The organism is Parvibaculum sp., assembly GCF_035511255.1.
GTDB lineage: Bacteria > Pseudomonadota > Alphaproteobacteria > Parvibaculales > Parvibaculaceae > Parvibaculum.
Map to the genome: position 1 here is coordinate 1 of NZ_DATKFR010000060.1, position 4,525 is coordinate 4,525.

A 4,525-nucleotide genomic window follows, 5' to 3' on the forward strand; every position below is an offset into this window, starting at 1 on the left:
CCGGAACAAGTCCGGGGTGACACCGAAGGATGGTGCAATCATGCCCGCCGAGATCAAGCGTTCCGTTACCATCGCCGGCCACCGCACCTCGATTTCGCTGGAGCGGCCCTTCTGGGATGCGCTGAAGGAAGTGGCCTGCACGGAAGACCTATCGGTGAACGAGCTCGTCCGGCGGATCGACGAAGGCCGCGACAACGAGGGCAATCTCTCGGGCGCGGTGCGCGTCTATGTCCTCGCGCATTTCAAGGCGAAAGCGGCCTGCGTGACCTGACCCTACCTCCCCCCTTGAGGGGGAGGTCGATCGGCGAAGCCGATCGGGCGGGGGGACTTCTTCGTAAGACTCTTCCTTGCAGCCTACCCCCCTCCCAACCCTCCCCCTCAAGGGGGAGGGCTCCACGCCCCTACTGCAGCGCCGCCTTCGGTGCCTCCGGCCGTTTCATCGGCAGGGGGATGCCCGCGACCGCCGGGCCCTTCGCCTTCAGTTCCTGATCCGAAAGGCCGAGCAGGTTCTTCAGCTCCTTCGGAATGAAATCGACGCCCGCGTCCTGCGCGGCCTGGGCGATGATCCGTTTCGAGAGGAAATTCTGAAGCGCGACCGTGTCCTCGCGCCGGTCGAGGGTGCCGAGCTTGCCGGCCGCGACGATCGAGACGGGCGGCGCGCCTTCCGGATCGTCGAGCGTCACGTCGAGTTCGGCGTCGGCCACGAGCCGTCCGAGATCGAGCATCGCGACGAGCTTGCCCTTTCCGCCCCTGAGCTCGACGCCATCCTTGCCCATGCGCGCAATGCCGTCCTTCACGACGAAATCGCCGTCGAGGCCGCGCGCGGGCGTATTGCCCTTGTCGAGCGTTTGCGCCTGAAGCGCCGCAAATTCATCGAGCGATTTCAACTTCTTCAAGCCGTCGGAGAATCCCGGCACGTCGAGCGGCGCGATGCCCGCGTTGCGCGTCTCGAACGTGCCCTTCCCCGAAACCGACGACATGAGCGCGAGCCAGCTCCGGCCCTGGCCTTCGAGCTGCGCGTCGATGTCGGCCCGGCCCGTGCCGAAGGAAGCGCCGGAGATTTGCGGCCCGAGCTTCTCGATGTCGGCGCCGTCGAGCGCCACCGTGAGGCCGATGCCGGGCTCACCCGATTTCCCGCCCTCGATACGCGCGCCGATCGTCGCGCCGCCATCGGCGAATTTCGCCGTGAAGGGCGCGACCGAGAGAACGCTTTGCGCGAGCGCGAGGCGCATGTCGCTCTGGTCGAGCCGCAGGGTGCCGAGCTTGAGGGTATCGACCTTGAGCCCGACGTCTCCCTCGAAAGTGCCGAGGACCGACCAGTCGAGCGCCGTTGTCGGCCAGATTGCGTCCGTGTCTTTCGCGTCCGTCGCGAAGATGCTCGTCAGGTCGAGCGTGTTCGCCTGGAATTTTCCGGTCAGCGTCGGAAGTTTTCCGGCTTCCTGCGGCCGCTGCCACGTCGCCTCGCCGGAAAGATGAAAATTCCCCGCGACCGCTTCCAGGCCGCTCAGCGCCAGCACGCCCGCGCCGCTCTTCATGTCGCTGGAGAGCACGAAGCTCGGGCCCCCGGCCTGCACGGCCGCAAAATCGGCAAAGCGCTCCGGCACGCCGAGCGCGGCCAGAACTTGCGACATGCCGGACGCGGAAATATCGACATGGCCCGTGAAGCCCGGGCTTCCGAGCGGATCGGCAAGACCGCCCTTCGCGTTGAACGTGCCCTGCCCGACATTGATCCGCAGCGTCGTGTCGTAGGGCTTGTCCGTCGCGCCGCTCAGTTGCAGGGATGCCGTGCCCGCGCCGGCAAGGCCGTCATCGGGCGCGAACCCCAGTTGCGAGAGCAGCAGCCGGCCGTCGCCATTCGTCGCATTGGCGATCAGGTCGATCCTGTCGGCCTTGCCGTCGGCCGTGTGGCCGCGCTTCAGCACCGCATCGACGCGGCTGCCGCCGATCGTTCCCTTGAGCATCAGCATGTCGAGCCGCGATTGGCTGTCTGCGGCTTCGCCCGCCGTGGTGTCGAGCGTCAATTGCACGGGTCCTTGCAGGCCCGGCGCGTCGATCCCGGCCAGCGCGAGAAGCCCGTCGGTCTTCTCGGCCTCCATCTCGCCATGCAGCTTGCCGCGCAGCGCCGCGAGTTCGCCCTTGGTCGCGCCCGAGAGCGTGCCGGCCAGCGTCACCTTCGCGCCGGCGAGATCGGTCGCGGCAAAGCGCCTGATATCGAGCTCGCCTCCGGTGACGGCCATCGACGTGTCGAGCCCTGCGACGGCGCGTCCGGCGACCGTCAGCCTGTCCGCCGTCAGCGCGAGATCGAGGTCGTTGGCGTCGAGCAGCGCCAGCGGTTTCGGCGCCGTCTCCGGCCAAAGCGCGATCAGCGGATCGAGATCGAAACTCTTCGCCGCCAGCGCGCCGCGCAACAGCGGGCGCTTGTCGCGCTCCGTGAAGGAGAGATCGCCCTTGAGATCGGCGGCGTCGGGCGTCATCGCATAGGCCGCGGTCAGATCGTTGAAGTCGAGGCGGTCCCGCGTCAGTTGAATGTTCGAGGCGATCGAGAAGGGACGGCGCGGCTCCTTCACCAGAATTTGCGGCACGGGTCTGCCGCTTCGCGCGTCCAGCGTCTCGCCGCTCACCGCCTGTCCGGGGACGGCGCGAAGGCTCGCGAGCCAGCCTGCCAACGCCGCCATGTTGCGGGTCGTCGCCTTCACCTTGCCGTCGAAGCGACCGCCCTCCTCGCCGGGCGAGAGGGCGCCGGCGAGTTCGAATTGCGTACCGCTGCCGATATCGCCGGCGGCACGGTCGATGCTCAGCGTTCCGTTGGTCATGGACAACGCCAGCGCGGCATCCTTCACCAGCACGTCATGCACGAGAAGGCTCGCAACCTTCACGTCGGCTTTCGCGTCGATGCCGTCGGGCACGGGCAAGGTCGCTAGAGCGCCGAAGGGCACCTTGGCGCCGGCCATGAATTCGCCGAGCCGCTCGACCAGCGGATCGAGCGTCAGCGCCTCGCCGCCAAGCCTTATGTTCGCCGTCGGGCGCTGCTTCCACTCCGCATGCGCGTCGCCCTTGAGCGTCGTCCCCGCCATCGCGACGACGAGATTGCGGAACGTCGCGGCGCTGTCGCCGACGACCACACCCGCCTCGACGCGAAGCGGCGCCTTGGGCTTCTGACCGCCCTCGACCTTGGTCGAGCCATATTCGAAACTGCCCGTTCCGTCGAGACGCCCGCCCGTCGAGACGCCGGAGAACAGAAGCTTCGCGGGTTGGGCAAGCGCCTGCAATTCCGCCGTGATCGGAAAAGCCTTCCGCCCGCCGAAATTGCCGATGGCCAGCCGCAGCGCGAGCGGCATCTCGTCGGTGTCGAATTTGAGATTGGCGCGAACGGGGCCGAGCAGCGAAGTCGCAATGACCGAGCCCTCGATGTGATCGACGCGCCAGTTGCTGCCGTCGCGATGGTCGGAATAGGTGACGGTGCCGTCCTCGAACGTCGCCTTTTCGAGACTTACGGACGAAAGGCCGAAGAGTCCGTCCTCCTGAAGTGAGTCGGCGACCAGCCCGTTCCAGTTGCTGCGGCCGTCGCGCATGATCTCGAGATGGATTTGCGGCCGGGTGACGGTCACGCTGGTGACGCTGATTTCGCCGCTGAACAGCGGCGCGAGCGCGACTTCGGCGTCGATCTGGCCGAAGCGCGCGAAATCGGAATTCTCGCCGCCGGGCAGATTTGAGAGCGAGACGCTGTTGAGCGTCAGATGCGGCGCGGGAAGAACGACGAAGCTGATGTCGCCGCCGATCTTCAACTCGCGGCCGGTCAGCTTGCTTCCCTGCGTCTCGATCTGGCTGCGAAAGCGGTTCCAGTCGACGAAGGTCGGGCCGACCAGCGCCGCGATCAGCAGCACGACGACCAGCCCGGCGATATAGGACAGAACCGAATTCAAAATTTATCTCCAGACTTCAGCAGGACGGAGGCCGCCGCCGATGGCCGGCGGTTCCGCACCGGCCGTCTTTCGCCTAAGCTCGCGAGAGATTTCACAGGACGAACGGCATGCGGCAGGCTGCCGCTGATTTGCGGGCAAATTATGGTGTCGGACGGCGGAAATATAGTCGATTTATCCAGGCTGCGAAAAACCTCCAAAGAGCAGAGGAAACGCCGGGAGCGCGAGGAAAAGGAAGCGCGCGCCGCCGCAAACCGCGTGCGCTTCGGCCGGACCGGAGCTGAAAAGAAGCTCGCAAAAACCGAGGAAAGCCGCATCAGGCGCCTCCATGAAAGCCACCGCCGGGACCATCCCACGCGGATTGAAGGTGAGGATAAGCCCCCGGAGGACGACCGGGGATAAGTCCCCCGCCGGCGCTTTCTTCGATTCCGATTTTTCGCGATGGCTGCAAATCGCTTGCTTTTGCGACTCGCTCCATTTAATAACTGACTGGTCAGTTATTAATACCGGTCACGGAGGGCGCCGATGGCGGCGCAGCCCAGACGTCAGCGCCGCAAGGAAGCCCGGCCCGCCGAGATCATGGCGGCGGGGCTGAAGCTTTTTTC

Annotated in this window: 3 protein-coding genes; 2 read left to right on the top strand and 1 reads right to left on the bottom strand. The window is 66.1% G+C overall.

What is annotated here, in order from left to right; translation table 11 throughout:
* Positions 1-271: ribbon-helix-helix domain-containing protein (locus tag VMR03_RS02010; protein ID WP_325401766.1), on the top strand; the 271-nt coding region annotated here is incomplete at its 5' end.
* 130 nt (positions 272-401) lie between these two features.
* Here the strand turns inward: VMR03_RS02010 and VMR03_RS02015 are convergent.
* Positions 402-3,923: an AsmA family protein gene (locus tag VMR03_RS02015; protein WP_325401768.1), complete on the bottom strand. Its 3,522-nt coding sequence runs from the start codon at positions 3,921-3,923 to the stop codon at positions 402-404.
* Positions 3,924-4,064: 141 nt separating this feature from the next.
* On the opposite strand from VMR03_RS02015, the gene VMR03_RS02020 reads away from it, so the two are divergent.
* A complete protein-coding gene (locus VMR03_RS02020; protein WP_325401770.1) occupies positions 4,065-4,322 on the top strand; it encodes a DUF4169 family protein in 258 nt (85 codons plus the stop codon).
* The last annotated feature ends 203 nt before the right edge of the window (positions 4,323-4,525 follow it).